This window comes from Nesterenkonia lutea (genome assembly GCF_014873955.1).
Lineage (GTDB): Bacteria > Actinomycetota > Actinomycetes > Actinomycetales > Micrococcaceae > Nesterenkonia > Nesterenkonia lutea.
Window position 1 is genome coordinate 2,855,943 of sequence record NZ_JADBED010000001.1, and the last position, 26,882, is coordinate 2,882,824.

Genomic DNA, 26,882 nt, shown 5'->3' on the forward strand with positions numbered 1-26,882 from the left:
TTTTAGGGGCTTGGAGTGGCTCAGTCGCGAGGGAGAAGGTTCTCTCGCCCGCCGGAGACCCACGCGGGATCGAAGCTGCGATCACCGTGGACCCGTCCCGCGAGAGCATCAAGCTCCCCCGAGATCTCACCGGTGAGCTCCAGCTGCGCGGCCCCGCGCTGCAGCTCGTCCCAGTGCGACGCAGACCGGGTCCCAGGAATGGGGGAGATCGCGACGCCGCGAGCCTGGGCCTGCTGGTAGAGCCAGGCGATGGCGAGGCCGGCGGTGGGCAGCTGGAGACGCTGCGCGTTCAGGCGCAGTTCACCGGCCAGCGCGTGGTTGTGCTCCAGGTTCTCCGGCCTGAACCAGGGAAAGGACCTGCGTGCGTCCTCCGCGGGCAGAGCCTGGGCGTCGAAGTGGTCGGTGAGGAGACCTCGGCCCACGGGTGAATAGGGGACGAACCCGATGCCGAGCTCCGCGCAGGCCGGCAGGACATATTCCTCGACGTCGCGGGCGAAGAGGCTCCATTCGCTCTGCACGGCGGTGAGGGGGTGCACTGCATGTGCCCTCCGGATCTCCTCAGCCGTGGCCTCGGAGAGTCCGATCCGCCTCACCTTGCCAGCGGTGACCAGGTCGCTCAGCGCGCCCACACTCTCCTCGATCGGAGTCTGCGGGTCGACTCGGTGCAGGTAGTACAGATCAACGTAGTCGGTGCCCAGACGCGCGAGGCTCAGGTCGATCTGTTCTCTGATGTAGGCGGCATCTCCCCGCGCCCGGCGTCTGCCGACCCCTGCGCCCTTCTCGATGCCGACCTTCGTGGCGAGGACGAACTGCTCCCGGCGGTTCCGCAGGAACTCACCGACCAGACGCTCACTCTCGCCATCGCCATAGATGTTGGCCGTGTCGAGGAATGTGATGCCGCGATCGGCCACATGCTCCAATATCTCCTGAGCCCCCGCGTCGGTGACGGATCCGTAGGCTCCGGCGAGGGACATTGCACCGTAGCCCAGTGACGAGACCTCCAATGCATGGCGGCCGTCTCCCAGGGTGATGGAACGTAGCGTCATCGATGAATCCTTCTGCTGTTCGGGGCTGCTGTTCGGGCTGTTCGAGCTGTTCTGCGGGGCCGCACCTCGGGGCAGGAGCCCTCGGCGCCGTTCATCGACGCATGACCTTGCGTGCCGCCCAGTTGCCCACCAGCTGGAGCGACTGGACGAAGACGATCACCACGATGACCGCCAGCCAGGTGACCTCCGGGCGGAACCTGTTGTAGCCCTCGACGATGGCGAAGTTGCCGATGCCGCCGCCGCCGATGATCCCTGCCAGAGCCGACATGTCGGTGAGCGCGATGATCACAAAGGTATACCCCAGGATCAGCGGGCCCAGCGCCTCCGGCAGCAGCACGGTGAGGATGATGCGCCGCCGGGAGGCGCCCATGGCGCGGGCGGCCTCGATCACGCCGGGATCGATGGAGACCAGGTTCTGCTCCACGATCCGCGCGATCGCGAAGGTGGAGGCCCAGATCATGACGAAGATCACCGCGTCATTTCCGATCCCGGAGCCGATCACGAAGATGGTGACCGGCTGCAGCGCCGCGATAAGAATGACGAACGGCACCGGACGGATCAGGTTCACGATGAAGTTCATCGCCATCCAGGCAGGCTTGTTCGAGAGGAGTCCGCCCTCTCGCGTGGTGTACAGCGTGAGTCCGATGGCGAGTCCGATCAGCCCGCCGAGCAGGAACGCCCACGCCACCATATAGATGGTGTCGAAGATGGCCTCAACCAGCTCGGGCCCGTAATAGCTCCAGTCCAGAGCCTGGTATGTGTCGATCACGCGTCCACCTCCTGCACTTCCCCGGCGGCGTCGAGCGCCGCGACGAAGGCTCTCACTGCTTCGGGATCACCTTCCACGGCCAGGGTCAGCAGTCCATAGGAGGCGTTCTTGGTGGTGCTCATGCCTCCATGAACGATCTCGAACGAGACTCCATGGGACGCGGCCTCTCCCAGCACCGCGCTGACCGCGCCTGCGTCATGCAGCGAGACCACGATGAGTCGTCCGGAGCTGTGGCGACGAATCCATTCCACCTCCTCGACCGAGGGACGGTTCTTCAAGGCCGCACCGACGAAGCTGGCATCCTTCGTCTCGCGCGGACTGGAGAAGACGTCATAGACGAGCCCTGTCTCGACGATTCGCCCGTTGTCCATCACTGCGACTCGGTCAGCGATGGACCTGATGACCTCCATCTCATGGGTGATGGCCACGATCGTGATGCCCAGCTCTTCATTGGCTCGACGCAGAAGTCTCAGCACCTCGCCGGTGGTGTTGGGGTCCAGCGCCGAGGTGGACTCGTCTGCCAGCAGAATGTCCGGCTTAGCGGCCAGGGCGCGGGCGATGCCCACCCGCTGCTTCTGACCGCCCGAGAGCTGCTCGGGGTGCTGATCTGCCTTCTCGCTCAGACCCACAAAGTCCAGCAGCTCCTCAACCCGAGCGTCCCGGTCGGACTTCTTCCAACCGGCCACCTTCAACGGATACGCCACATTGCCGGCGACGTTTCTGGAGTGGAAGAGGTTGAACTGCTGGAAGACCATGCCGATGCGGGATCTCACCTTGGCCAGCTGGCCTTCCCGCATCGCAGAGATCTCCTGGTCCAGCACGTGGATCGAACCGGCGGTGGGACGCTCGAGTCCGTTGATGAGCCGGATCAGCGTGGATTTCCCGGCTCCGGAGAACCCGATGACGCCGTAGACCTCACCGCGGTCGACGCGCAGACTGACGTCGTCGACCGCGGTGACAGTCTTGTCTCCGGTTCCGAAGGTCCGCGAGACATTGCGGAATTCGATGAGCGGGCCGGAGCTCACGCGTCGTCGTCCTCCTCGTCGGGCTCGTCTGACTCTTCGTCCGTGCCGGACCCGCCATCTGCACTCTGCAGCGAGTCCTCATAATCGACCAATGACTCCTGGAGCTGCTCGGGAGTGACCTCGGAGGCTGGGACGGAGGTCCCGGCCGAGAGCTCAGCCTCGATCTCCAGCACCCGCTCATCGTGATAGACCGCCGCGATCTCGCGAAGCGCCTCATTGTCGCTGTCCTCGGCGCGGGTGACGAAGGCGTTGATGTACGGGAACGCCGCGGCCTCGGTGGGGTCGTCGGCGAAGATGCCGTCTCCGTCGGGGTCCAGCTCGGCATCCTGGGCGAAGTTGTTGTTGATGACCGAGCCCTCCACCGACTCCAGCGCGTTCACCGTCTGCTGGGCGGCCACGGGCTGCACCTGGACGGTGGAGGCTTCCTCGTCGATGTGGCGCGGCTCCGGCTGGCGGTTCTCCTCGGAGAGTTCGACCAGTCCGGCGGCCACCAGCACGTTGATGGCGCGTCCCTGATTGACGGCGTCATTGGGGATCGCGATGGTGTCCCCGGCCGCGAACTCGCTGACGTCCTCGTATTCATTGGAGTAGAGGGTCAGCGGCACGGCAGCGGTGGAGCCGATGGGCTGCAGGTCCTCACCCGAGCTGACGTTGTAGTCCGCCAGGTACGCGATGTGCTGGAACCAGTTCGCGTCGATGTCTCCGCTGGTCAGTGCGGGGTTGGGCTGGGTGTACTCGGTGAACTCGACGAGCTCGATCTCATAGCCGAGCTCCTCCTCCGCGATGCGCTCGACCTCGCGGTGACTCTCGTTGGCTCCGACGACGCCGATGCTGAACTCCTGCTGGTCCGCCGGGGCGGCCTCAGCCTCGTCGCCGCCGCGATCGAAGACGCTGCAGCTGCTCAGCGCCAGTGCCAGGGTGGCGCTGACGGCGATGGCGCTCAGGCCGCGGTGCCGGGGGTTCACGGTGGGCTGCGCAGGGGTCTGCTGATGGTTGCTCATGGTGTGGTCCTTAGATGTCAGGAGGGCAGAAGGGTGCCCGAGAAGAGAGGTGGGCGCCCGCAGAACATGCCGCAGGCGGTGCTCGCCGGTCAGGCGCGAACGTGGAGTGCACAGATCTGTGCACCGGTGAAGGTGGGTTCCTTTCGACGCTGCTCTTGCCTGTCCCAGTCAGCACCGTTGGTGAGCCATAAAGTTCAATCAACGGTGAGAACAAGCCGCTTCGTGATCCGGGACCACCCTTGAACATGGGGTTGGTGAGTGACCGTGAACGGATCGTCGGATCACCGCCTGTCAGCGGTTAACCAGGTCACTTCTCTTGAAGCATCACCGAGTCTAACCCACGCGCCGGGTGCACAGTGAACCGGTTCATAAATCGTCACCAGGGATATATGTTCAGCTATATCTGCGGGGGAGCGTCCCGGTCCGTGCTCGCGGGCCGCGCGGCGAGGATGCCGCGCAGCAGGTTCAGCGCGGACTGCTTCTCCAGCGGGTTGTTCCGGTTGCCGCACTTCGGTGACTGCACGCAGGAGGGGCAGCCCGTGGCGCAGCTGCATCCGGAGATGGTCTCGGCGGTGGCTCCGATCCACTCGGCGGCCAGCTCGAAGCCACGCTGCGCGAAGCCCGCTCCGCCGGGGTGCCCGTCATAGACGAAGATCGTGGGCAGCTCGGTGTCACGGTGCAGCGCGGTGGAGACGCCGCCGATGTCCCAGCGGTCACCCGAGGTCAGCAGCGGCAGCAGTCCGATCATGGCGTGCTCGGCCGCGTGCAGCGCACCGGGAACATGCTCGGGGACGACCCCGGCGGCCGACAGCGCGGTCTCGGGGGCGGTCATCCACATGGCGTGGGTGCGCAGCGAGGAGGGCGGCAGATCAAGCGGCTCATCGGAGAGCACCTCCGAGGAGCCCAGGGCCTTGCGCTGGAAGCCGACGACGGTGCCGGTCACCTCGACCATGCCGCTGTGCAGCCGGTAGCGCCCCCAGTCGACCTCCTGATGGACCTCAAGCACCTCGATCGAGGTGGTCTCCCGCGCCTGGGTGTAATACGGCGGGGCGGCGGGAAACACCAGCACGGTGTTGTTCTCCTGGTCCAGGTCCTCCACGATGTAGCTGCGGCCCTGATGGACGTAGACCGCCCCGGGGTGCGCCTGCGGCTGGGCCTGGGCCGAGCCCATGTCCCCGATCACCGTGCCGTCCTGGACGTTCACGATCGTGAAGGGCCCGCCGCCGTCGGAGCGCAGCTTGACCCAGGAGGCGGCCGAGACGTCGTCGTGGGCGAAGAACCAGCCCCGCGGCCGGCGGCGCAGGTGCCCCTGCTCGGTGAGCGAGTCGATCAGCCAGCGCTCCGGATCGAACAGGTCCAGGTCTGGCGGCGTCAGGGGCAGCTCCTGGGCCGCCGCGAGGACATGCGGCGCCGCCACATGCGGGTTCGAGGGGTCGGTGACCGCGTCCTCCACCGCGGTGTCGAAGATCGCCTCCGGATGGTCCAGCAGATACGAGTCCAGCGGGTCATCCCCGGCGATGAAGAAGGCCGCTCCCCGCTGCCCGGAGCGTCCGGCCCGGCCGAGCTGCTGGAAGAAGGAGGCGCGAGTGCCGGGCCAGCCGGCGATGATCACGGCATCGAGTCCGGAGATGTCGATCCCGAGCTCCAGCGCGGGTGTGGAGGCCACCCCCAGCAGGCGCCCCTCGCGCAGGGCGTCCTCCAGCTCTCGACGTTCCTCCTTCAGGTAGCCGGAGCGGTAGGCGGCGACCCGCCCGCGCAGGTCACGATCGACCTCGGCCAGGGAGTCTGCGGCGATCTGCGCAATCGTCTCTGCCCCGCGGCGGGACTTGATGAATGCCAGCGTCCGATGACCCGCCACCACGAGATCGGAGAGGATGTCCGCCGCCTCCACGGTGAGGCTGCGCTTCAGCGGGGCGGCGTTGTCGCCGGTGAGCTCCGAGGAGGTGGCCTCCCAGAGGTAGACATCCACCGCGCCGTGGGGTGAGGCGTCCTCGGTGACAGCCTCCACTGTGTGCTGCGGGTGTCCGATGAGCCGAGAGAACGACGTCGCGGGGTCACCGCTGGTCGCGGAGGCGCCGGTGAAGACCGGGTCTGCGCCGTAGTGGGCGCACACCCGACGCAGCCGGCGCAGCAGCAGCGCGATGTGTGAGCCGAAGACCCCGCGGCAGGTATGGGCCTCATCGATGATCACATAGCGCAGCCGGGCGAAGAACCGGGCCCAGGCCCGATGATTCGGCAGGATCCCGACGTTGAGCATGTCCGGGTTGGTGAGCACCACATTGGCGTGCTGGCGGACCCAGCGGCGCTGGTCGGGATCGGTGTCCCCGTCATAGGCGGCCGGTCGGATGCCGGCCTCGGGCCCCTGGACGGAGGTGGCCTCGGCGAGCTGGGTCAGCGCGTCGAGCTGATCTGCGGCCAGCGCCTTCGTGGGGGAGAGGTAGAGCATCGTTGCCCCGACACGGGAGCCGGATCCTTCAGGTCCGGGCGCTGCACCCGCTGGTCCGCCACAGATCTCAGCGAGCCCTGGAAGCTGCGTGCCGAGCGACTTTCCGGACGCCGTTCCGGTGGCCAGGATCGTATGTCGACCGGAGTGCAGCGCCTCTGCGGCCTGCACCTGATGGGTGTAGAGACCGGTGACGCCGAGCTGGCGATAGCCGGCCCGCAGGCTGCTCGGCACCCAGGCGGGCCATGGCGCGGTCTGGGCCCGGCGCGCAGCGAGCGTGCGCACATGCCGCAGCGGACCGGCATCACTGACCTCAGTGGGCAGTCCGGCCCGGCGCAGCAGCTCATAGGGTTCCTGATCGGGCATCACCCTCAGGCTACGTCAGCTGCTCAGAGCAGCCGTTCAGACCAGTCCTTGGGGTCAGCCTTTGAGGTCGTCGAACTGCGAGTGGCTCGGGCGGATCCGTCCGCCTGCCGCGGCGCCGTAGACATGCACATCACCGAGCAGGGTCCAGCCCAGGTACTCATAGAGCTCCTGGCCGTCGGCGGTCGCGACGAGCAGGCCCTCCTCCACGTCGTGCTCATGGGCGATGGCGATCAGCGCACGGGTCACGAAGGTGCCCAGGCCGCGGCGTCGGTAGTCGTCGCTGGTGTAGATGCGATCGAGGATGGCGTACTGGTCCACCGTGGCGACGCGGCCGCGGGCGGCGACGTTCTCACCGTCACGCACGGTGAACAGGGTCCAGCCGTCATGGTCGTCCCGGCTGGTGCTGAAGCCTTCCGGGGTGATGGGGTCCTCGACGTCCTGAGTCTCCATGTCCACGACCATGAGCTTCTCTTCGTCGCTGATCAGCTGCAGCCCGTCCACGGGGTTCTGGTTCAGCGAGGGAGCGCCGGGCTCCGCGATCACGGTCAGCAGACGGGCAGCATCCTTCGCCACGGCCGAGGCGATCTTGCGCAGATCCGTCTCCTCGGGGGCATAGAGCACGTACTCCCACTCGTCGGAATCCCCGGAGCGGAGCGCCGAGTGCACATTGCCCTCGTGCTGCACGTCGTATTCGTGCGTCCTGGCCCATCCGGTCACCCAATGGCGGACGAGGTCATCGCTCAGCTCAGAAGTCATGATCCGACCATACAAAGAAAATGCTTCCCAGCGTGAGGGGCAGCGACAACGAGTTCATAAAGATGTCGTTCAGAACTACCCTTGAACGGTGAGCATGTCCCGGATAGTCCTCTATTACACCTTCACTCCGCTGCCCGATCCCGAGGCGGTGAAGCTGTGGCAGCACACGCTGTGTCGGGAGCTCGGCCTCAGGGGTCGCATCTTGATCTCCCCGCAGGGGATCAACGGAACCGTCGGCGGCGAGATCAAGGCAGTCAAGCAGTACGTGAAGCAGACCCGCGCCTACGCCCCGTTCAAGGACATGGCGTTCAAATGGTCTGAGGGCGGGGCCGAGCAGTTCCCCCGCCTCTCCGTGAAGGTGCGCCCGGAGCTCGTGGCCTTCGGGGTCCCCGAGCAGGTCGAGGTGGACGCTGACGGCGTCGTCGACGGCGGGAAGCACCTGCAGCCGGAAGAGGTCCATGAACTGGTCGAGGCGAAGCGGGCACAGGGAGTCGACGTCGCCTTCTTCGACGGGCGCAATGCCATGGAGGCGCAGATCGGCCGATTCAAGAACGCGATCGTGCCCGAGACGGAGACCACCCGAGACTTCATCGCGGAGCTGGACTCCGGCAAGTACGACCATCTCAAGGACCAGCCGGTGGTGACCTATTGCACCGGCGGGATCCGCTGTGAGGTGCTCTCCTCGCTGATGCGCAGGCGGGGGTTCGAGGAGGTCTACCAGATCGACGGCGGCATCGTCCGCTACGGCGAGACCTTCGGCGACGACGGCCTCTGGGAGGGTGAGCTCTACGTCTTCGATTCCAGGATGAACACGACGTTCTCCCCACAGGCGAAGACCATCGGCGAATGCACCCACTGCGGGAACCCCACCAGCACCTTCCACAACTGCATGGACCGAGGCTGTTCCACGCTGCAGCTCTACTGCGAGGACTGCCGGCACATCCCCGAGACCACCCGGTGCGAGACCTGCCGGGCGCGGCTGCAGCAGGACCCGGGACACCCGAACTCCGGTCGACTGGAGAAGGTGCGTCGCGGGTGAGCTCCGTCGATCCGGCGCAGTCCGCCCCGGCTCCCTCGCCGCCGGCTCCGGTCGCGGAGGCAGAACTGGTCGCCGCCCTGCGCGCTGACCTGCTCTCCGCCCGCTTCACCAATGATCATCTCGCGGGGCTGCTCGGCCCCGACATCATCGACGCGTTGGACCGCGATCAGCTCGTGCCCGGCCAGCTGCGCGTGCGGGAGCTCCTCGAGGCGACCACGCCCGCGGAGCCCAGCGTCGTGCTCTCTGCGCTGTGGCTGCTCGGCATGGAGCTGAGCACCGCTGAAGTCCAGGAAGCCCTGCCCCGCGTGGGGGTCGCGGGTCTGTGCGCGCTCGGGCTGGTGCGCCGCGAGCACCACGACGACGGCGAGTGGTGCCGCCCCGCTGTGGACCTGCGTCCCTACCAGGCCGAGCAGCGCGACGGGCTGGCTGACCTGTGGGTGGTCAGCGACCTCTCCGCCCACCAGCTGCAGGGCCCGCTCCCGAGTGACCATGTGCTGGGCATCGGCAGGGCGAGCCTGACCCTGGCGGCCTCGATCCACCGACGCCCCGTGCACACCGCCCTGGAGATCGGCACCGGCTGCGGGATCCAGCTGCTTCACCTGCTGGATCATGCCGAGCATGTGGTCGCCACTGACCTCAGCCCTCGCGCGCTGTCCTTCACGGCTTTCAACCTGTTGCTCAATGCCGCTGAACTGGGGCTTTCCCCAGAGAACATCGATGCACGGGTGGAGCTCGTCCAGGGAAGCCTCTTCGAACCAGTTGCGGGTCGGGTCTTTGACCTGATCGTCTCCAACCCGCCCTTCGTGATCACGCCGCGCTCTTCCGAGGAGCAGACCGCCGCCCGGTACACCTACCGGGACGGAGGACGCCGCGGGGATCTCCTCATGGAGGAGCTGCTCACCGAGCTGCCGCAGTTCCTCACCGATGCCGGAACGGCACAGATGCTGGGCAACTGGGAGATCCCGGACGACGCCGAGTGGGACGCCCGCCCTCGGCTATGGTGCGAGCAGCTCGCTGCAGACGGCCCCGTGGACGCGTGGTTCATCCAGCGCGACCAGCAGACCGGCGCCGAATACGCCGAGACCTGGCTCCGCGACGCCTCCACCCAGCGAGATCTGGGGCAGTACCGCCGTCGCTATGCCCAGTATCTGGAGGACTTCGCCTCGCGCCGGGTCCAGGCCGTGGGATTCGGGATGATCTGGATGCGCCGCAGGTCCGCGACCGATGCCGCCATGGCGCCCTGGCGCAGATTCGAGGAGATCACCGGGCCGGTGGAGCAGCCGCTGGGCCCCGTCATCGGAGGCACCGTGGCCCGTGCGGAGGCCGTGGCGCGAGACCCCCAGGCGGTGCTGGATTCCACGCTCGTCGTCGCCAGCGATGTCACGGAGGAGCGCCACCAGCGTTTCGGGGCGGTTCATCCTGAAGTGATCCTGGCACGTCAAGGTGCGGGTCTGCGGCGTTCTCGTCCGGTCTCCAGCGCCGCTGCAGGACTCCTCGGCGCCGCAGACGGGGATTTCACCGTGAGCCAGCTCGCCACAGCAGTGGCTTCGCTGATGGACGAACAGCCCACGGAGGACGCGGACCTTGAGCAGGCGCTGCGCGCCGAGATCCTTGACCTCTATATAGAGGGATACCTCACGCAGTCTTGAATCCTGCGGCATCGGCGTGTTGTGCTCGCTGATATATTGAGCACTCGACGGCCAGCCTGCTGCTCATGCCCCGAGACTGCACCGCAAGAATTCCTCAAGGAGATCAGTGCCTGAAGGCAAGAAACTCGTCATCGTCGAGTCCCCGGCGAAGTCCAAGTCCATCGCCAAGTATCTTGGCGATGACTTCATCGTGGACGCTTCCGCCGGGCATATCCGTGACCTGCCGCAGCCTTCAGAGCTGCCCACTGACATGAAGAAGGGCCCCTTCGGCCGGTTCGCGGTGAACCCCGACGACGGCTTCGCCCCGTACTACGTGATCTCTGACTCCAAGAAGAAGAAGGTCACCGAGCTCAAGTGGGCACTCAAGGACGCCTCCGAGCTCTACCTCGCCACTGACGCCGACCGCGAAGGTGAAGCCATCGCATGGCACCTGCTGCAGGTGCTCAAGCCCAAGGTCCCCGTCTACCGGATGACCTTCACCGAGATCACCAAAGAGGGCATCACCCGCGCGCTTGAGAATGTTCGCCAGATCGACGACGACCTGGTCGACGCGCAGGAGACCCGCCGCATCCTGGACCGGCTCTACGGCTACGAGATCTCTCCGGTGCTCTGGCGCAAGGTCGGCAAGGGCCTCTCCGCAGGCCGCGTGCAGTCAGTGGCCACCCGAATGGTGGTCGAGCGCGAGCGCGAACGCATGGCCTTCGTCCCGGCCGGATACTGGGACCTCTCCGGAAGCTTCGCCACCGCCGCCGGGGAGGAGTTCACGGCCAAGCTCAACGCCGTCGACGGCGCCCGCGTCGCCACCGGCGCGGACTTCAATGATCGCGGCGAGCTGAAGTCCACCCGCTCCAAGACCGAGGTCAGCGTCCTGGACCGCGAAGCCGCCGAGGCTCTTGCCGAAGGGCTGACCAAGGCGGAGTTCACCGTGGACTCGGTCGAGGACAAGCCGTACTCGCGCCGCCCCCAGCCTCCCTTCATCACCTCGACGTTGCAGCAGGAGGCGTCCCGCAGGCTGCGGTTCTCCTCGCGGGCGACCATGCAGGTGGCCCAGCGGCTGTATGAGAACGGCTACATCACGTATATGCGCACCGACTCGGTGACGCTCTCCAATGAGGCGATCACCGCAGCCCGGCGACAGATCACCGAGCTCTACGGGGCGGACCACGCGCCCTCGAGTCCGCGGTTCTACTCCAAGAAGAACGAGACCGCCCAAGAGGCGCACGAGGCGATCCGTCCCTCGGGAGACCACTTCCGCACCCCCGGCCAGGTGGCCAATGAGCTCTCCAAGGACGAGTTCAAGCTCTACGAGCTGATCTGGAAGCGCACCGTCGCCTCACAGATGGCCGACGCCAAGGGCTTCACCGCCTCCGTGCGGCTCAGCGCCTCCGTCTCCGAGGGGCCCGAAGCTGGCACCACCGCCACCTTCGGCGCCTCCGGCACCGTCATCACCTTCCCCGGATTCCTGGCCGCCTACGAGGAGATCCGCGAGAACTCCTCCGAGGAGGACGACGCCAAAGCCGGCAAGGCCGACAAACGGCTGCCGAAGATCGAGACCGGGGAGAACCTGATCGGCCGCGACGTCCAGGCCAAGGGTCATGAGACGACCCCGCCGGCGCGCTACACCGAGGCCACGATCGTCGCAGAGCTGGAGAAGCGCGAGATCGGCCGCCCCTCCACCTACGCACCGACAATCTCGACCATCATGGACCGCGGCTACGTGACCAAGCGCGGCTCCGCGCTGATCCCCTCCTGGACCGCGTTCAGCGTGATCCGGCTGCTGGAGGAACACTTCGGCAAGTATGTGAACTACGACTTCACCGCTCGCATGGAGGAGGACCTGGACCAGATCGCGCGCGGTGAGATCCAGCGCGAGGCCTGGCTGCAGGGCTTCTACTTCGGTGCCCAGGACGGCGTCGACGGGCTCAAGCACGTGGTGGAGAACCTCGGGGAGATCGATGCCCGGGCCATCAACTCCATCGAGATCGCACCCGGCGTGAACCTGCGGGTGGGACGCTACGGGCCTTACCTGGAGCGCCCGAACCCCGACGGCGTCGTCAACGCCGAAGGTGAACTGGAGCCTCAGCGCGCGAATCTGCCGCAGGACCTCGCCCCCGACGAACTCACCGTCGACAAGGCCGAGGAGCTCTTCGAGCAGGCGCAGCACTCCGGACGTGTGCTGGGCACCGACCCGGAGACCGGACGCGAGATCGTCGCCAAGGACGGACGCTACGGCCCCTATGTCACCGAGCTGATCGAGGAGATGACCGAGGCGCAGCTCGAAGAGCATATGAAGTCGCTGCCCACCGAGTACTACAAGAACGGCAAGCCCAAGCCGAAGAAGAAGCCTGCCAAGGTCAAGCCTCGCACCGGTTCCCTGCTCAGCGACATGACCCTGGAGACCGTGGACCTCGAGCAGGCGCTGCGCCTGCTCTCGCTGCCCCGAGTGGTGGGCACCGATGAGGACGGCGAAGAGATCACGGCGCAGAACGGTCGATTCGGGCCGTACCTGAAGAAGGGCTCGGATTCTCGGTCCCTGGAGACCGAGGAGCAGATGTTCACGGTCACGCTGGAGGAGGCCAAGGCCATCTACGCCCAGCCCAAGCAGCGCGGACGCCGCGCAGCCGTGCCTCCGCTGGCGGAGTTCGGCCCGGACCCCACCTCTGAGAAGCCTGTGGTGGTCAAGGACGGCCGATTCGGCCCCTATGTCACGGACGGCGAGACCAATGTGACCGTGCCGCGCAGCGTCTCCCTGGAGACGCTGACCAAGGAGCATGCCTACTCACTGCTGGCGGAGAAGCGAGCCGCGGGACCGAAGAAGCCGGGGGCCTCCAAGCCTGCGGCCAAGAAGTCTCCGGCAAAGAAGACCGCCGGCAAGAGCTCCGCAAAGAAGTCTCCAGCCAAGAAGACCACCGCGAAGACCGGATCCTAGCCGAGGAGTCACCTGATGCGTCTGGGCGTGCTGGATATAGGTTCCAATACCGTGCACCTGCTCCTGGTGGATGCCCACCTCGGAGCGAAGCCTGAGGCTTTCGCCTCACACAAACGTCCCCTGTCCCTGGTCAAGCACCTTGACGAGCAGGGCGCGATCGCCGAGGAGGGCCAGCAGGAGCTGATCACCTTCATCGCCGAGGCCGCCCGGTTCGCGGCGCGGCACCGCGCGGAGGATCTTCTGTCCTTCTGCACCTCGGCGCTGCGTGAGGCCGCGAACGGCGAGGCGGTGCTGGAGCGTGTGGCGACCGAGACCGGGGTCGAGCTCACCGAGCTCAGCGGAGCTCAGGAGTCGGCGATGACCTTCTTCGCCGCCAGACGCTGGCGCGGCTGGAGCGCCGGGGACATCCTGAACTTCGACATCGGCGGAGGATCGTTCGAGATCGCCTATGGGCGCGATGAGCTTCCCTCCACCGCGGTCTCCCTGCCCTTGGGCGCCGGGCGACTCACCCGCGACTGGCTGAGCGAGGATCCCCCCAGCAAAGAGCAGGCCAAGTCCCTGAAGGGCTACATCCGTGAGGAGCTGGAGGCGGCCCGCCGCGAGTTCCCCGTGCTGAGTGAACACACCGAGGTGCTGGCCACCTCGAAGACCTTCCGATCCCTGGCCCGGATGACCGGCGCCGCTCCCTCCGCGTCCGGACCGTACGTGCCACGCAGCCTCGATCATCAGGAGCTCAAGCCGCTGTCCAAGCGTCTCGCCTCGATGACCGCGGCCGAGCGCGCCGAGCTGCCCGGGGTCTCCACCCTGCGTGCCCGGCAGGTCTTCGCCGGAGCACTGGTCGCCGAGCAGGCGATGAAGGTGTTCGGGATCGAGACGCTGCAGATCTGTCCCTGGGCGCTGCGTGAGGGCCTGATCCTGCGCCGGCTGGACTCCCTGGTGCGCGAGGGCGCCGTGGCCGTGCCCACCGCCCCCGGGGTTGGGCACGTGAACCTCGGCCGCGAGCTGCGCAGACCCTCACGCGGCGACGTCCCCGGCGGCCGTCCCCTGGCGGCTGCGGCGGTGGAACATGCCCACTGAGGACCTCAAACCGCGACCGGGGCACGAGCTGCCGCGCATCCCGGTGGCGCTGTCCACCTCCTCGGTATACCCCCTGGGGGTTGCCGAAGGATTCGCCATCGCCGATGACCTCGGCTACGACGGCGTCGAGGTGATGGTCACCCACCGCAGCGAGTCCCAGCAGGCCTCCACGCTCAACGAGCTCTCGTGGCGCTTCGGACTGCAGGTCATGGCCATCCACGCACCGACCCTCCTGCTGACCCAGCAGGTCTGGGGATCGGCCTGGGACAAGCTCAGACGCAGTGCGGCGCTCGCCGCCGAGGTCGGGTGCGGGGTCGTCGTCGCTCACCCGCCCTTCCGTTGGCAGGTCGGGTATGCCGAGGGGTTCGCCGAGGGCATCGCGCAGCTCGAGGAGGAGACCGGGGTGCTCTTCGCGGTGGAGAACATGTATCCCTGGCGGGCCGGCGGGCGCGAAGCCACGATGTATCTGCCGCACTGGGACCCTGTGGATCAGCCCTACCCCCACGTGACCTGGGACTTCTCACATGCGGCCACGGCCGAGTCGGACTCCTTCGAGGCTGTCCAGGCCCTGGGCCAGAGGCTGCGCCACGTCCACCTGACTGACGGCTGGTCCAACGGTTTCAAGGATGACCACCTCATTCCCGGCCAGGGCGAACAGCGCGTCGCCGAGGCCATGGAGCTCCTCGCGAAGCCTGACTTCGCCGGGGAAGGCTTCACCGGAGTGGTGGCGGTGGAGGTCGCCACCCGCACAGCCCGCAACGTGGGGGACCGGGAGCGGTGGCTGGCCGAGTCCCTGGCATTCGCCCGCAGGCATCTCGGACAGGAGTGAGCATGAGCAGCGACGACGCATACGAGCAGCCCGGCGAGCCTGCGCAGACTGGTCAGCCAGGACAGCCAGGACAGCCTGGTCAGCCCGGGCAGGTGCCCCCGAGGGTGGCCATGCTCGGACTCGGCTCCATGAACGGTGCCATCCTCTCTGGCCTGCTGGCCTCCTCCGTGCGGCGCGAGGATGTGGTCGCGACCACCCGGAGCGCGGCCACGGCGCGGGCCCGGGCGGAGGAGCACGGCATCACGGTGCTTGCCGAGCAGGAGACTGCCGAGGCCAATGGGATCGCGGTGGAGCAGGCCGACGTCGTCTTTCTCGGTGTCAAGCCCCACGGCATCGTCAGCCTCGCCGAGTCCATCGCCTCCAGACTGAGGCCGGGCGCCGTCGTCGTCTCCGTGGCGGCGGCGATAGACCTGGCGATGCTCGAGGGCGCGCTGGCCCACGGTCAGCCGGTGATCCGCTCGATGCCGAATACGCCGCTCTCGGTGGGACTCGGAGTCGTCGGCCTGGTTCCAGGCAGACATGCGAGTGCGGCACACACCCGGACCGTGCAGACCCTGCTGGAGAGCTGCGGCGCCGTCCACGTGATCGATGAATCACAGATCGATGCGCTCACCGGCATCTCCGGATCCGGACCGGCCTATGCGTTCTACCTGGCCGAGCAGATGGCCGACGCCGGCGTGCAGCTCGGACTCGATCGCGCCCTCGCCGCCGATCTCGCCGCCCAGACGATCTACGGCGCGGGGAGGATGATGGTTCAGCACCAGCGCGCCGGCACCGCCGACGCCGCGCAGCTGCGCCGAGCGGTCTGCTCGCCCAACGGCACCACCGAGCGGGCCATCGACGCCTTCGACGAGCACGGCTTCGCCGCCGCAGTGTCCGCCGCAGTGGAGGCCAGCGCGAGCCGCTCCGCCGAGATCACCGAAGAGCTGCGCACCGCAGAGTGAGCAGCCGTCACAGCCGGAGGGCTTTCAGCCTCCGCGGTGTGCGGCGAGGCATGAACAGAGGAATACAGTAGTGGCCATGGCGAGGGACATGCGCGTGCAGCGCGGCAGCGGATATCGAGGCACTCTCTGGTCGCGGATCCGCCGCGGGGTGGGACGCCTGACCGGCACCTCGCCGGCCAGGGCGGCCATGATGATCTTCGCGGTGACCATCGCCGTGTTCTGCTCGCTGCTGATGATGCCCTGGGCCACCGCGTCCGGCCGCTCGTCGGTCTTCCATGAGGCCCTCTTCGTGGCCACCTCCGCGGTGACCGTCACTGGTCTGACTCCGGTGAACACCGCGGACCACTGGTCCTTCGCGGGACAGCTGGTGATCCTGGTCGGCATCCAGGTGGGTGGCCTGGGCATCATCACCATCGCCGCGCTGCTGGCCATCTCGGTGACCCGGAACCTCGGACTGCGGACCCGCCTGGTCGCGCAGGAGGGCGGGATCTCCACCGGCTCCATGGGGGAGACCGGCCAGGTCATCCGCACTGTCGTGATCTGCTCCGCCGTGGTGGAGGCGGCGCTGGCCCTCGTGCTCATCCCGCGCTTCATCCAGCTCAATGATGACATTCTCAGCGGTCTCTGGCATGGAACCTTCTACGCGATCTCTGCGTTCAACAATGCCGGTTTCGTGGTGCACTCCGGCGGTCTCGGGGGATTCGGCGACGACCCGGTCGTGATCTGGACGATCATGGTCGGCGTGTTCCTGGGCAGCCTGGGGTTCCCGGTGCTGTTCATGCTCTGGCGCAATCGCTGGCATGTGCGGAACTGGAGCCTGCACACGAAGCTGACCCTCCAGGTCACCCTCCTGCTGATGGTGATCGGCACTGTGCTCTACGCGGTCATGGAGTGGAACAATCTCTCGACCATCGGCGAGATGAGCCTCTGGGAGAAGGTGCAGAACTCACTCTTCGCCTCGGTGAACATGCGCTCGGGCGGGTTCTCGGTCGTGGAGTCGAACGTGCAGAACGCCGAGACCATGCTGATCTCTGACGCGCTGATGTTCGCCGGCGGCGGCTCCGCCTCCACAGCCGGCGGGATCAAGGTGACCACGATCGCCGTGATCTGGCTGGCCTTCCTCGCGGAGGCCCGCGGCGACGCCGAGTCCACCGCCCACGGACGCACCATCCCGACCTCCGCGGTCCGCGTGGCCGTCTCCGTGGTGGCCATGGGGGCGACCCTGGTCCTGGTCTCCACGGTCTGGCTGATGTACATCACCGGACTCGACATGGGACGTCCGCTCTACGAATCGATCTCGGCATTCGCCACGGTGGGGCTCACCAGCGGGCTCACCGAGGACCTGCCCCCTGAGGGACAGTATGTGCTGGCCGCGCTGATGTTCGCCGGTCGTGTCGGAATCATCACCTTCGCAGCCTCATTGACGGTGCGTCAGCGCAGCCGCGTCCGCTACCGGTACCCCGAGGGGCGCCCAATGATCGGCTGAGCGAGCTGGCTGGCGATCGACTGAGCGTGCTGGTCAGCACCCTGCGGGGGTTTACCCTGGAGTCAGCACTCTCAGACTGAGCCCCTGGGCTCAGCACGCATTTCGCGAAAAGGACGCACACGTGGGCAAGCAGAACCCTCAGAGCAACAAGCCGGTCCTGGTCGTGGGCCTGGGTCGTTTCGGCATCGCGCTGAGCGAGCAGCTGGTGTCGCAGAACAAGGAGGTCCTCGCCGTGGAGCGGGATCGTGGCCTGGTGCAGAAGCATGCTGATCTGCTGACCCATGTGGTCGAGGCCGACGCCACCGACATCGAGGCCCTGCGGCAGGTGGGCGCACAGGAGTTCGACGCCGCCGTCGTCGGTGTCGGCACCTCGATCGAGTCCTCCGTGCTGATCGCCGCCAACCTGGTGGACCTGGGAGTCAGCCAGGTCTGGGCCAAGGCCATCAACCCCACGCATGGCAAGATCCTGACCAGGATCGGCTGCCATCACGTGATCTACCCCGAGCACGACGCCGGAGTGCGCGCCGCGCACCTGGTCTCGGGCCAGATGCTGGACTTCATCAAGTTCGACGACGACTTCGCGATCGTCAAGATGCGACCGCCCCGCGAGCTGCACGGCAAGACCATCGACCAGTGCCAGCCGCGCAGCCGGCACCGGGTCAACGTCGTCGGCGTGAAGTCCCCTGGCAAGGACTTCGTCTACGCACAGCCGGACACGCTCGTCTCAGCTGGTGACACCATCATCGTCTCCGGAGATGTCTCCCAGCTCGAGTACTTCGCCGACCACGCCTGAGGAGGGCCCGTGGCAGCACTTCCTGCCGTCGTCGTCTGGGATGAAGCCCTGCTCGCATACCGCTTCAGCTCCAGCCACCCCATGGACCCGGTGCGCCTGGAGCTGACCGCGAGGCTCTGTGAGGAGTTCGGCCTGTTCACCGCGGCGCATGTGCGGCGGCTGGAGACCCAGGTCGCCTCCGACGAGGTGCTCGGCACCGTCCACACCGCCGAGTACATCGCCGCCGTCAAGGCCGCCGCCGAGCACGGACGGCCCTCCCTCGAGCATGGTCTGGGCACTGAGGACACCCCCGTCTTCAGCGAGCTCCACCTCGGCGCCGCGCGAATCGCTGACGGCACCCACCAGTGCGCGCAGGCGCTGCTCTCCGGCACCGCGGTGCGCGCAGTGAACTTCGCGGGAGGCATGCACCACTCTGCGCGGGCCCACGCAGGAGGATTCTGCGTCTACAACGATTCCGCCGTGGCGATCCAGCACCTGCTGGACCAGGGGACCCGGCGCGTGGTGTACATCGACGTGGATGCCCACCACGGGGACGGCACTCAGTCGATCTTCTACGAGGACCCCCGGGTCATGACCATCTCGATCCACCAGACCGGGGTGGCGCTGTACCCGGGCACGGGTTTTCCGAACGAGATCGGCGGCCCCGGGGCCGAGGGGACAGCCGTGAACATCGCTGTCCCGGAGGGCACCGGCGACGCCGGCTGGCTGCGAGCATTCCATGCGGTCGTCCCTCAGCTGGTGCAGGCCTTCGAGCCCGAGGTGATCCTCTCCCAGCATGGCTGCGATTCGCATCGGGAGGATCCGCTCAGCGATCTCCAGCTCAGCGTCGACGCGCACCGTCAGACGGCGCTGGACGTCGCTCACCTCGCGGACGAGCACTGCGAGGGGCGGTGGATCGCGACCGGCGGAGGCGGCTACTCCGTGCACACGGTGGTTCCGCGCAGCTGGACGCACCTGAGTGCAGTCGCGCTCGGCATGCCGATCCCGCTGCACACCCCGGTGCCGCAGCGCTGGCGGGACCACGTGCTCGACCGCTACCAGATCTCGGCCCCCGAGAGCATGGGTGACGACGCCCAGCTCTGGTGGCGCTCCTGGGAGCTGGGCTATGACCCCTCCGACGCGGTGGACCGCGCGGTGATGCAGACCCGCAAGGAGATCTTCCCGCTGCATGGGCTCGATCCCTGGTTTGACTGATCTCGGCCTCGGCTGGAGCCGGCGGGCCGCGGCCCGCCCCGATTCTGTGGCTGCACCACGTAGCCGCTACACTGTTCCGAGACCTTTTTCTCGTTGTTTACCTACAGACAAGGACTGCACCCCATGGGCTCAGTGATCAAGAAGCGCCGCAAGCGCATGGCGAAGAAGAAGCACCGCAAACGTCTGCGGAAGACTCGCCACCAGCGCCGCAACAAGAAGTAAGACTTCTTGAAAGCGTGAATGAACCCCGGCAGCCAGCAGGCGGCCGGGGTTCATTCGTCTCTGCATCAGTTGATGGATACCAGGGCAAGGAGAAGCTGTGTCACAGCCGGTGGTGGTCGAAGTCCTCACCAAGCAGGGGTGTCATCTCTGCGTCGATGCGCTCGCCGCAGCGAGGCAGGTCTGTGCCGAGTTCGGGATCGAGCCGCTCGAGCGGGACATCACGACCGATGAGGAGCTGCTGAGCATCTATGCCGAGGAGCTCCCGGTGCTGCTCATCGATGGGCGGGTGAAGGACTTCTGGCGGATCGATCCGCAGCGGCTGCGTCGACTGCTGAGCGAGACTGACGCGGGCCGCTGACAGGCCCGCCCGCCCGGTGGATGAGCCGCGGACCGAGCCTGCGGCCGCCTCCGCGGGCATCCCGACCGTTCGGGCGACTGGGCTGCCACTGGGCCGGCATGACAAAAAGGGCCCGGTCTGGTGACCGGGCCCCTCCTGTGTCTGCGCGATCCAGCCGGTTCAGTGCCCGGCTTCCTCGGGATCGTGGTGCGAGGTGCCGCTGCCGTATGTGTCGGGCCCGTGCTCGAGGTGATCTGTCACCGTCTCGTCGTAGCCGCCCGGGACCAGGTCGCGGTATTCCGGGAGGACCCCGTCGAAGACGGAGGCATCGATCTCCTCGGCCTCTCCGTTGACGCTGACTGTGACCTCATGCAGGGAGCCGGGAGTGCCCTGGAAGGAGTCGATGATGATCTCCTCGTCGTGCTCCAGCGAGAGAGTCTCGCGAGCGGGGACGGTGACCATGATCGTCTCCGAATCCGAGGCGATCTCAACCTCCGCGTCCTCCAGTCCCGTGTTGCTGAGCGTGCCGATCAGGCGAGCGGGGCTGCCCTCACCCTCGGTGACGAAGGCCATATGCCGGAACTTCATGTCAGCGAACTCCGCCCGGGTCCCGTCCGAGGCCGCGTAGTCGTGCGTCGTGGCCTGGTAGTTGGCGAAGCTGCAGCCGGTGGATCCCAGAAGGGCGGCCGCCGCCAGGGATGCCGCAGCGGTGCGGCGAGCTGTCTCAGCTGAGAACTTCACGGGGCGAGTCTCCTCATGATCTTGGTGCGGTGCAGATGAGCTGGGCGGAAGATGCTGTGCACTTCCGGACCCGGATCTGTCGCGCAGGGGACGTCCACGTCAGCGGGGAACCGCAGCTCACGTGCTGGTGTGGTCTTTCGCCAATTCTACAGGATGTCGAAATCGTATGTCGGCGAAGCTTAGGCGCTTGCGCACAAGGAGCCGCCAACGACACGCGGCGACGATTGTGACGCGTGATAAACTGATGTCCGGGAAAGGGGAATAATTACATGAATTTTGAGGTCGGCGAGACAGTCGTCTACCCGCACCACGGTGCGGCCACGATTGAAGAAGTCAAGACCCGCACGGTCCGCGGCGAAGAGAAGATGTACCTCAAGCTCCGCGTCTCGCAGGGAGACCTGACCATCGAGGTGCCCGCAGACAACGTCGACCTGGTCGGGGTCCGCGACGTCGTCGGGCAGGAGGGCCTCGAGCATGTCTTTGACGTGCTGCGGGCCGAGTACGCCGAAGAACCCACGAACTGGTCACGCCGGTACAAGGCCAATCTTGAGAAGCTCGCCTCAGGCGATGTCAACAAGGTGGCCGAGGTCGTCCGAGACCTGTGGCGCCGCGAGAACGATCGCGGCCTCTCGGCAGGCGAGAAGCGCATGCTCGCCAAGGCGCGGCAGATTCTGGTCTCGGAGCTCGCTCTGGCCAAGAAGCTGAATGAGGAGGAGGCGGCCCTGTTGCTGGACAAGGTCCTCGACGAGGCGCCCACTCCGGCAGAGCCTGAGAAGGTCGCAGAATAGAGATGAGCCAGGTGGGACCTCAGGTCGCACCGACAGCCACGGCCGCCCCCGAGGGAGCACCGTCGATGAGTCGCCCGGACGCCGGGACAGGAGATCCTGTCACGGTGCGCCGGGCGCTCGTCATTGTGGCCGCCGGCAGCGGAGAGCGGCTCGGGCAGGGAATGCCCAAGGCCCGCGTGCACCTCGCCGGACGTCCGATCCTCGCGCATGTGCTTGAGCGGCTTCACGGTCTGACCCCCGGATTCGACGCCATCGTGCTCGTCCTGCCCCGTGATGTCCCCAGCTATGACACGCTCGCCGCGCTGGGACATGAGTTCAGCGCCGCGACAGGCGTGCCCGTCTTCTCCACACGAGGCGGAGGAAGCAGATCCTCCAGCGTGCGTGCAGGACTGGATCACCTGGCACGGTCCGTGACCCTGCAGGACTGGGACCACGCCAGCACCACGGTGCTCATCCAGGATGCAGCGCGTGCTCTCACTCCGCACGCCGTCTACACCCGCGTCATGGCAGCCGTGGAGTCGGGGGCCTCCGCAGTCGTGCCGGCGCTGCCGGTCACGGACACGATCAAGCGGGTGAAGCAGGACCGGCGCCCCCAGACCGAACTCGTGGCCGAGACGGTTCCACGAGGTGCGCTGCGCGCGGTGCAGACCCCGCAGGGATTCACCCTGGAGCTGCTCAGGCGAGCCTTCGCACACGTCGGTGACCTTCCCGACGACGCCGCCGAGGCGCTCACCGACGAGGCCATGATCGCCGAATCCATGGGAGTCGAGGTCAGGGTCGTCGCCGGATCGGATCTCGCGGCGAAGATCACCTCCCCGGCGGACCTCGTCTCAGCGGAGGCGCACCTTCGCACCGAGGCGCAGCCTGAGCAGGCGCAGCCCGGGCATCCCGCCGCCGAACCGGTCCTCCCGCGGGTGGGCATCGGCCATGATGTCCATGCCTTCGCCCCCGAGGGTGAGTCCCGGGAGCTCTGGCTCGCCGGTCTGTTCTGGCCGGACCTGCAGGGACTCACCGGTCACTCCGACGGTGACGCTGTGGCCCATGCCTGCTGCGACGCCCTGTTCAGCGCCGCCGGCCTCGGAGACCTCGGGGTGCATTTCGGGGCTGACACCATAGGGACCGCGCGCCCGGAGCTCATCGGAGCCTCGGGTGCTGAGCTCCTGGGGGAGGCGGCACGCATCGTTCGTGCGGCAGGCTTCGGGATCGGTTCTGTGTCAGTGCAGTTCGTCGGGCGCCGCCCGAAGTTCGGTCCCCGCCGTCAGGAGGCCCAGGAGGTGCTCAGCTCAGCGGTCGGCGCACCGGTCGCGATCAGCGCCACCACCTCTGACGGGCTGGGCTTCACCGGACGCGGCGAGGGAATTCTGGCCACAGCCACCGCGGTCGTCTACCTGATGTGAACGTCCGACCAGATAAGCTGGCCCGGTGGCACTGCGACTCTACGACACCAAGACGGCAACAGTTCGAGACTTCGAGCCCCTTCAGCCCGGCCGGGTGTCGCTCTATTACTGCGGCGCGACAGTCCAGGGCAGGCCCCACGTGGGCCATGTTCGCTCGGCTGTCGCCTTCGACATCCTGATCCGCTGGCTCGAGCACAGCGGTCTCGACGTGCTCAGCGTCCGCAACGTCACCGACATTGATGACAAGATCCTGGAGAAGTCCGCCGCCTCATATGGGCCGGACCACGACGCCACGGCAGACTACCCGCGCAACGAGCCCTGGTTCGCGCTGGCCTACCGCTTCGAGCAGGCATTCCATGCCGCCTACGACGCCCTGGGCGTCAGGAGGCCACGCTACGAGCCGCGCGCCACAGGCCACATGACCGAGATGTTCACTCTCATCCAGCGCCTCATCGACGCCGGGCACGCCTATCCGGCCCAGGACGGCTCCGGCGACGTGTACTTCGACGTCCGATCCTGGCAGTCCTATGGTGAGCTCACCCGCCAGCGGGCCGAGGACATGCAGGAAGCGGGCGACGCCGATGCGCGCGGGAAGCGCGACCCGCGAGACTTCGCGCTGTGGAAGGGACAGAAGCGGACCGACCCCACGACCGCGCGCTGGGATGCTCCCTGGGGCGCGGGCCGGCCCGGCTGGCACGTGGAGTGCTCCGCGATGGCGACCAAGTACCTCGGCAGCACCTTCGACATCCACGGAGGAGGTCTGGACCTGCGCTTTCCGCATCACGAGAATGAGCTCGCGCAGTCCGCGGCCGCAGGGGACGGCTTCGCCCGCTTCTGGCTCCACAACGGCATGGTCACCTACGCCGGCGAGAAGATGTCCAAGTCGGTGGGCAACACCATCTCCCCGGAGGAGATGCTCAGCGCGGCGAGGCCTCGCGCGGTCCGATACTTCCTGGGGCAGGCGCACTATCGCTCCCAGCTGGACTACCGGCCGACGTCGCTGATCGAGGCGCAGGCCGCCGTCGAACGTATCGAGACCTTTCTGGCGCGCGCGGCCCAGGATCCCTCCGCCGCCACGCCAGAGCCCGTGGAGACCGTGCCCGAGGCCGTGCCCGAGGCCTTCGCCGCGGCGATGAACGATGACCTCAATGTCCCGCAGGCGCTGGCGGTGCTCCATGACACGGTGCGAACCGGCAACATCGCACTCGAGGCAGGCGATTCACAGACCGTGGCGCGCACTGCATCGGCGGTGACCACGATGGTCTCCGTGCTCGGGCTGACCGAAGTCCCGGAACCGGACCAGGACGGGGACACCGCCACGCAGACGGCCCTGTCCGCACTGGTCGAGGACCTGCTGCGCGAGCGGGTCGAGGCGAAGACCGCAAAAGACTACGCGCGCGCCGATGCCGTGCGGGACCAGCTCACCGCAGCCGGAATCGCGCTCGAAGACTCCAGAGAAGGGACTCGCTGGGCATTGGCCCGTGCGGGTTCAACCACCAGCCCCGCCGCAGGGGCGAGGAAAGGCTGAACATGGCGAAAGACTCCCGGCCGAAATCGGCCGCGATCCGCAGAGAGAAGAAGGGCCCCCAGACAGGTTCGGGGGGCCAGGGCCGCCGTGCGCTGCGCGGGAAGGGTCCGACGCCCAAGGCGGAGGACCGGGTCTATCACAAGGCGCACCGGCAGAAGGTCCTCGCGGATCGGGCCGCGTCGAAGACCAGCGAGAGCCGATCACGCCCGCGCGGTTCCGGCTTCGGAGCCGAAGACATGGTGGCGGGGCGCAACTCTGTGGTCGAGGCGCTGCGTGAACGGGTGCCCGCGCGCGAACTCCATGTCGCCACAGACGTGGAATCCGACGGGCGTGTGCGTGAAGCCCTGCAGCTCGCCGCCGAACAGGGCGTCCGGGTCAGGGAGGTCAACCGCAGACAGCTGGACAACTCATCCGGCGGCGCGGTCCATCAGGGACTGGCCCTGCTGCTGGATCCCTATGACTATGCCGATGTGCTCGACCTCGCCGAGGGTGAGCTCGAGCGTGCGGCCAAGGGTCACATCCCGCACCAGCCGCTGTTCCTCGCCTGCGACTCGATCACCGACCCCCGCAACCTCGGCGCGATGCTGCGAGCCGCCTCCGCGTTCGGGGCGCATGGCGTGCTGATCCCCGAGCGCCGAAGCGCAGGAGTCACCGCCACGACGTGGAAGACCTCCGCGGGAGCCGCCGCCCGGATTCCCGTGGCGCGCGCGAAGAACCTGACCCAGGCGCTCAAGGACGCGAAGCAGCTGGGCTTCTTCGTGCTCGGACTCGATGGTGACGGTGATGTCTCGCTGCAGAACATCGAGCTTGCCGCGGAACCGGTGATCATCGTGGTCGGCTCCGAAGGCAAGGGCCTCTCGCGCCTGGTCCGGGAGACCTGCGACCAGATCGTCTCCATACCGATCACCTCGGCCACTGAATCCCTGAACGCCTCGATGGCGGTGGGCATCAGCCTCTACGAGATCGCCATGCGACGGCAGGGGGCTCGTCAGTAGATGACGCGCTTCAGAGGTGAGGAGCAGCCGGGTTTCCTGGAGCTGGTCGGGACGTGGCTCTCCCAGCAGTCGTGGTTTCCCGGTGCCCCTTCACGGCGCGCGATCACCCGGATCGGTGGTCTTCGACTTCCCGCCCCGAGCGGGGACGGCGATCAGGGTCTGCATCTCGAGATGCATGTCTTCGATGTGGCTCTTGCGGGAGGCCGGGAGCGTGTGGCGATTCCGATGGCCCTGCGCAGCCGACCCTCTGCTCTGGCCGGCAAGACCGCTCTGGTCGGCCGGCTCGGCACGCCCCAGGGTGAGATGTGGGTCTACGACGGTGCCCGAGACCGGGCCTTCCTCGCCGCTTGGCACGAGATGGCGCGGCGCCAGCAGGGAAGCCGGAACGGCAGGTCCCGCGGGGAGGCCTTCGCTGATTTCGACGCGTGGCCTGCCTTCACCGCCAAGCTTCAGCGCGAACCGCTGGAGGCGGGGCTGACCACTGCGTCGCGCACCGCAGTCACCGCCGAGCCGGACGACGAGCAGTCGCGCCAGACAGTGGTCGACTTCATCCGGCGACCCGAGCCGCATCGCGCCGCCACCTTGGACACGGTGATGCGCATGGCGCGCACCGGCAGTCGCACGGTCGCCAGGGTGCTGGGGGTCGTGACCGGCAGCTGGCCTGAACCAGCCGGGGATGCTGGTGAGCTGCGCTGGGTCTCGGGAGACCTGGGCATCATTCGCGAAGCGGCACTCGCCGCTCCCGACGCCGCAGGACTGGCGCGCACGGCCCTGATGGAGGGATCCGACTTCACCGCTGAGGCCCGGCAGCTGGGCAGAGTCCTGGGCGACTTCCACTCCGACCTGGCGGCGACCTTCGGGGCGTATCCGCAGACAGGCGGTCAGCTGGGCTTCATGGTGGACCGCGCCGGATCAGCGCTTCAGGAACAGTGGGCCACGGTGCGGGCGGACCTGGATGAATCGGAGGCCACCGACCTGGCCGAGGTCGTGGACCTGTTGAAGCGACAGCTGCGCGACGCCGACCAGTCGATGACCCTGCAGAAGATCCACGGAGACCTGACCGCGAACCGGCTGCGCCGGGGGACCGGAGACAGGGGGTGGATCATCGATGAGGCCGGCGGCATGGTGGACCACGCGCTGCCGATGCGCGATGTGGTGACGGCCCTCATGTCACTGGCCGACCTGGTCATGGACACCGCCCATGCCGCACCTGATGTTCAGGAGCCCGAAGGTGGGACTCCCGATCCGGTGGACTTCGGTCTCTGGTACGAACAGGTCACGAAGTCCCTGCTGCAGGGATACCGGGACAGCGAGGCCGACGGTGCCGGAATCGACTCTGTCTTCTTCCACGTCGCGATGCTCACCGAAGCACTTGAGCTGTTCCATCGGTGGGACGGACGCTGGGTGTTCCGGCCCTCCATGCTGCTGCAGAGCGAGACCTAGGCCGGCACTGACGCGGCCCGAAAGGCCGAGTTTACAAAGCCGAAACAGTGCTGGTAGAGTCTCATCTCGTGCTCATGGGGCGCAG

At 67.2% G+C, this 26,882-nt stretch carries 23 protein-coding genes; 16 read left to right on the plus strand and 7 right to left on the minus strand.

What is annotated here, in order from left to right; translation table 11 throughout:
* Positions 1-20 precede the first annotated feature (20 nt).
* The 6 genes from H4W27_RS13035 to H4W27_RS13060 all read right to left on the minus strand — a co-directional run bounded on the left by H4W27_RS13035 (position 21) and on the right by H4W27_RS13060 (position 7,406).
* Entirely contained in the window at positions 21-1,046 is a 1,026-nt protein-coding gene (locus H4W27_RS13035) for an aldo/keto reductase (protein WP_192596318.1), read from the minus strand.
* Positions 1,047-1,137: 91 nt separating this feature from the next.
* Positions 1,138-1,815 carry a methionine ABC transporter permease gene (locus H4W27_RS13040; protein ID WP_318782368.1) on the minus strand — a complete coding sequence of 226 codons (678 nt, stop codon included), beginning with the start codon at positions 1,813-1,815 and terminating at the stop codon, positions 1,138-1,140.
* On the minus strand, positions 1,812-2,840 hold the full coding sequence (locus tag H4W27_RS13045) for a methionine ABC transporter ATP-binding protein (RefSeq protein ID WP_192596319.1): 1,029 nt from the start codon (positions 2,838-2,840) through the stop codon (positions 1,812-1,814). Before H4W27_RS13045 ends, H4W27_RS13040 begins: the two co-directional genes overlap by 4 nt.
* On the minus strand, positions 2,837-3,841 hold the full coding sequence (locus H4W27_RS13050) for a MetQ/NlpA family ABC transporter substrate-binding protein (RefSeq protein ID WP_192596320.1): 1,005 nt from the start codon (positions 3,839-3,841) through the stop codon (positions 2,837-2,839). Before H4W27_RS13050 ends, H4W27_RS13045 begins: the two co-directional genes overlap by 4 nt.
* 397 nt (positions 3,842-4,238) lie before the next feature.
* Positions 4,239-6,650, minus strand: a complete 2,412-nt coding sequence (locus tag H4W27_RS13055; RefSeq protein WP_192596321.1) for a DEAD/DEAH box helicase — start codon at positions 6,648-6,650, stop codon at positions 4,239-4,241.
* 54 nt (positions 6,651-6,704) lie between these two features.
* Positions 6,705-7,406 (minus strand): GNAT family N-acetyltransferase, encoded by a 702-nt coding sequence (locus H4W27_RS13060; RefSeq protein WP_192596322.1) that lies wholly within the window; start codon positions 7,404-7,406, stop codon positions 6,705-6,707.
* 88 nt (positions 7,407-7,494) lie between these two features.
* On the opposite strand from H4W27_RS13060, the gene trhO reads away from it, so the two are divergent.
* From trhO to H4W27_RS13115, 11 genes are all read left to right on the plus strand, one after another.
* Positions 7,495-8,445, plus strand: a complete 951-nt coding sequence (gene trhO, locus H4W27_RS13065; RefSeq protein WP_192596323.1) for an oxygen-dependent tRNA uridine(34) hydroxylase TrhO — start codon at positions 7,495-7,497, stop codon at positions 8,443-8,445.
* Positions 8,442-10,094 carry a DUF7059 domain-containing protein gene (locus H4W27_RS13070; RefSeq protein ID WP_318782369.1) on the plus strand — a complete coding sequence of 551 codons (1,653 nt, stop codon included), beginning with the start codon at positions 8,442-8,444 and terminating at the stop codon, positions 10,092-10,094. The genes trhO and H4W27_RS13070 overlap by 4 nt, the downstream gene beginning before the upstream one ends.
* Positions 10,095-10,200: 106 nt before the next feature.
* The gene (gene topA, locus H4W27_RS13075; protein ID WP_318782370.1) at positions 10,201-13,023 is read left to right on the plus strand and encodes a type I DNA topoisomerase; all 2,823 of its coding nucleotides are present in this window, start codon (positions 10,201-10,203) and stop codon (positions 13,021-13,023) included.
* A 15-nt stretch (positions 13,024-13,038) separates the two neighbouring features.
* Positions 13,039-14,100, plus strand: coding sequence for a Ppx/GppA phosphatase family protein (locus tag H4W27_RS13080; protein WP_192596324.1), 1,062 nt, complete (start codon positions 13,039-13,041; stop codon positions 14,098-14,100).
* Positions 14,090-14,929, plus strand: a complete 840-nt coding sequence (locus tag H4W27_RS13085) for a sugar phosphate isomerase/epimerase family protein (protein ID WP_192596325.1) — start codon at positions 14,090-14,092, stop codon at positions 14,927-14,929. Before H4W27_RS13080 ends, H4W27_RS13085 begins: the two co-directional genes overlap by 11 nt.
* 110 nt (positions 14,930-15,039) lie before the next feature.
* Entirely contained in the window at positions 15,040-15,873 is an 834-nt protein-coding gene (proC, locus tag H4W27_RS13090; protein WP_225939517.1) for a pyrroline-5-carboxylate reductase, read from the plus strand.
* 76 nt (positions 15,874-15,949) lie between these two features.
* A complete protein-coding gene (locus tag H4W27_RS13095; protein WP_225939125.1) occupies positions 15,950-17,359 on the plus strand; it encodes a TrkH family potassium uptake protein in 1,410 nt (469 codons plus the stop codon).
* Between the two features lie 121 nt (positions 17,360-17,480).
* On the plus strand, positions 17,481-18,152 hold the full coding sequence (locus tag H4W27_RS13100) for a potassium channel family protein (RefSeq protein ID WP_192596326.1): 672 nt from the start codon (positions 17,481-17,483) through the stop codon (positions 18,150-18,152).
* Positions 18,153-18,200: 48 nt separating this feature from the next.
* Positions 18,201-19,346, plus strand: a complete 1,146-nt coding sequence (locus H4W27_RS13105) for an acetoin utilization protein AcuC (RefSeq protein ID WP_404821870.1) — start codon at positions 18,201-18,203, stop codon at positions 19,344-19,346.
* A 123-nt stretch (positions 19,347-19,469) separates the two neighbouring features.
* Positions 19,470-19,568, plus strand: a complete 99-nt coding sequence (locus tag H4W27_RS13110) for a 30S ribosomal protein bS22 (RefSeq protein ID WP_081652675.1) — start codon at positions 19,470-19,472, stop codon at positions 19,566-19,568.
* A gap of 97 nt (positions 19,569-19,665) precedes the next feature.
* Positions 19,666-19,926 carry a glutaredoxin family protein gene (locus H4W27_RS13115; RefSeq protein ID WP_318782371.1) on the plus strand — a complete coding sequence of 87 codons (261 nt, stop codon included), beginning with the start codon at positions 19,666-19,668 and terminating at the stop codon, positions 19,924-19,926.
* Positions 19,927-20,085: 159 nt separating this feature from the next.
* Here the strand turns inward: H4W27_RS13115 and H4W27_RS13120 are convergent, their stop codons facing one another.
* On the minus strand, positions 20,086-20,646 hold the full coding sequence (locus H4W27_RS13120; RefSeq protein ID WP_192596327.1) for a hypothetical protein: 561 nt from the start codon (positions 20,644-20,646) through the stop codon (positions 20,086-20,088).
* A 269-nt stretch (positions 20,647-20,915) separates the two neighbouring features.
* Here H4W27_RS13120 and H4W27_RS13125 point away from each other — a divergent pair, with 269 nt between their 5' ends.
* From H4W27_RS13125 to H4W27_RS13145, 5 genes are all read left to right on the plus strand, one after another.
* Positions 20,916-21,434, plus strand: coding sequence for a CarD family transcriptional regulator (locus H4W27_RS13125; RefSeq protein WP_192596328.1), 519 nt, complete (start codon positions 20,916-20,918; stop codon positions 21,432-21,434).
* 65 nt (positions 21,435-21,499) lie between these two features.
* Positions 21,500-22,831, plus strand: coding sequence for a 2-C-methyl-D-erythritol 2,4-cyclodiphosphate synthase (gene ispF / locus H4W27_RS13130; RefSeq protein WP_192596329.1), 1,332 nt, complete (start codon positions 21,500-21,502; stop codon positions 22,829-22,831).
* A gap of 25 nt (positions 22,832-22,856) precedes the next feature.
* Entirely contained in the window at positions 22,857-24,359 is a 1,503-nt protein-coding gene (gene cysS / locus H4W27_RS13135) for a cysteine--tRNA ligase (RefSeq protein ID WP_192596330.1), read from the plus strand.
* Positions 24,360-24,361: 2 nt separating this feature from the next.
* Entirely contained in the window at positions 24,362-25,354 is a 993-nt protein-coding gene (rlmB, locus tag H4W27_RS13140; protein WP_192596331.1) for a 23S rRNA (guanosine(2251)-2'-O)-methyltransferase RlmB, read from the plus strand.
* Positions 25,355-26,797, plus strand: coding sequence for a maltokinase N-terminal cap-like domain-containing protein (locus H4W27_RS13145; RefSeq protein WP_192596332.1), 1,443 nt, complete (start codon positions 25,355-25,357; stop codon positions 26,795-26,797). It begins immediately after the preceding gene.
* The last annotated feature ends 85 nt before the right edge of the window (positions 26,798-26,882 follow it).

What these genes read in the sequence shown, in the direction of transcription:
- H4W27_RS13035 (WP_192596318.1), bottom strand. Translation starts at nt 1,046, where the DNA reads ATGACGCTACGTTCCATCACCCTGGGAGACGGCCGCCATGCATTGGAG.
- H4W27_RS13050 (WP_192596320.1), bottom strand. Translation starts at nt 3,841, where the DNA reads ATGAGCAACCATCAGCAGACCCCTGCGCAGCCCACCGTGAACCCCCGG.
- H4W27_RS13055 (WP_192596321.1), bottom strand. Translation starts at nt 6,650, where the DNA reads ATGCCCGATCAGGAACCCTATGAGCTGCTGCGCCGGGCCGGACTGCCC.
- H4W27_RS13060 (WP_192596322.1), bottom strand. Translation starts at nt 7,406, where the DNA reads ATGACTTCTGAGCTGAGCGATGACCTCGTCCGCCATTGGGTGACCGGA.
- H4W27_RS13080 (WP_192596324.1), top strand. Translation starts at nt 13,039, where the DNA reads ATGCGTCTGGGCGTGCTGGATATAGGTTCCAATACCGTGCACCTGCTC.
- H4W27_RS13085 (WP_192596325.1), top strand. Translation starts at nt 14,090, where the DNA reads ATGCCCACTGAGGACCTCAAACCGCGACCGGGGCACGAGCTGCCGCGC.
- proC (WP_225939517.1), top strand. Translation starts at nt 15,040, where the DNA reads ATGCTCGGACTCGGCTCCATGAACGGTGCCATCCTCTCTGGCCTGCTG.
- H4W27_RS13095 (WP_225939125.1), top strand. Translation starts at nt 15,950, where the DNA reads ATGGCGAGGGACATGCGCGTGCAGCGCGGCAGCGGATATCGAGGCACT.
- H4W27_RS13110 (WP_081652675.1), top strand. Translation starts at nt 19,470, where the DNA reads ATGGGCTCAGTGATCAAGAAGCGCCGCAAGCGCATGGCGAAGAAGAAG.
- H4W27_RS13125 (WP_192596328.1), top strand. Translation starts at nt 20,916, where the DNA reads ATGAATTTTGAGGTCGGCGAGACAGTCGTCTACCCGCACCACGGTGCG.
- ispF (WP_192596329.1), top strand. Translation starts at nt 21,500, where the DNA reads ATGAGTCGCCCGGACGCCGGGACAGGAGATCCTGTCACGGTGCGCCGG.
- rlmB (WP_192596331.1), top strand. Translation starts at nt 24,362, where the DNA reads ATGGCGAAAGACTCCCGGCCGAAATCGGCCGCGATCCGCAGAGAGAAG.
- H4W27_RS13145 (WP_192596332.1), top strand. Translation starts at nt 25,355, where the DNA reads ATGACGCGCTTCAGAGGTGAGGAGCAGCCGGGTTTCCTGGAGCTGGTC.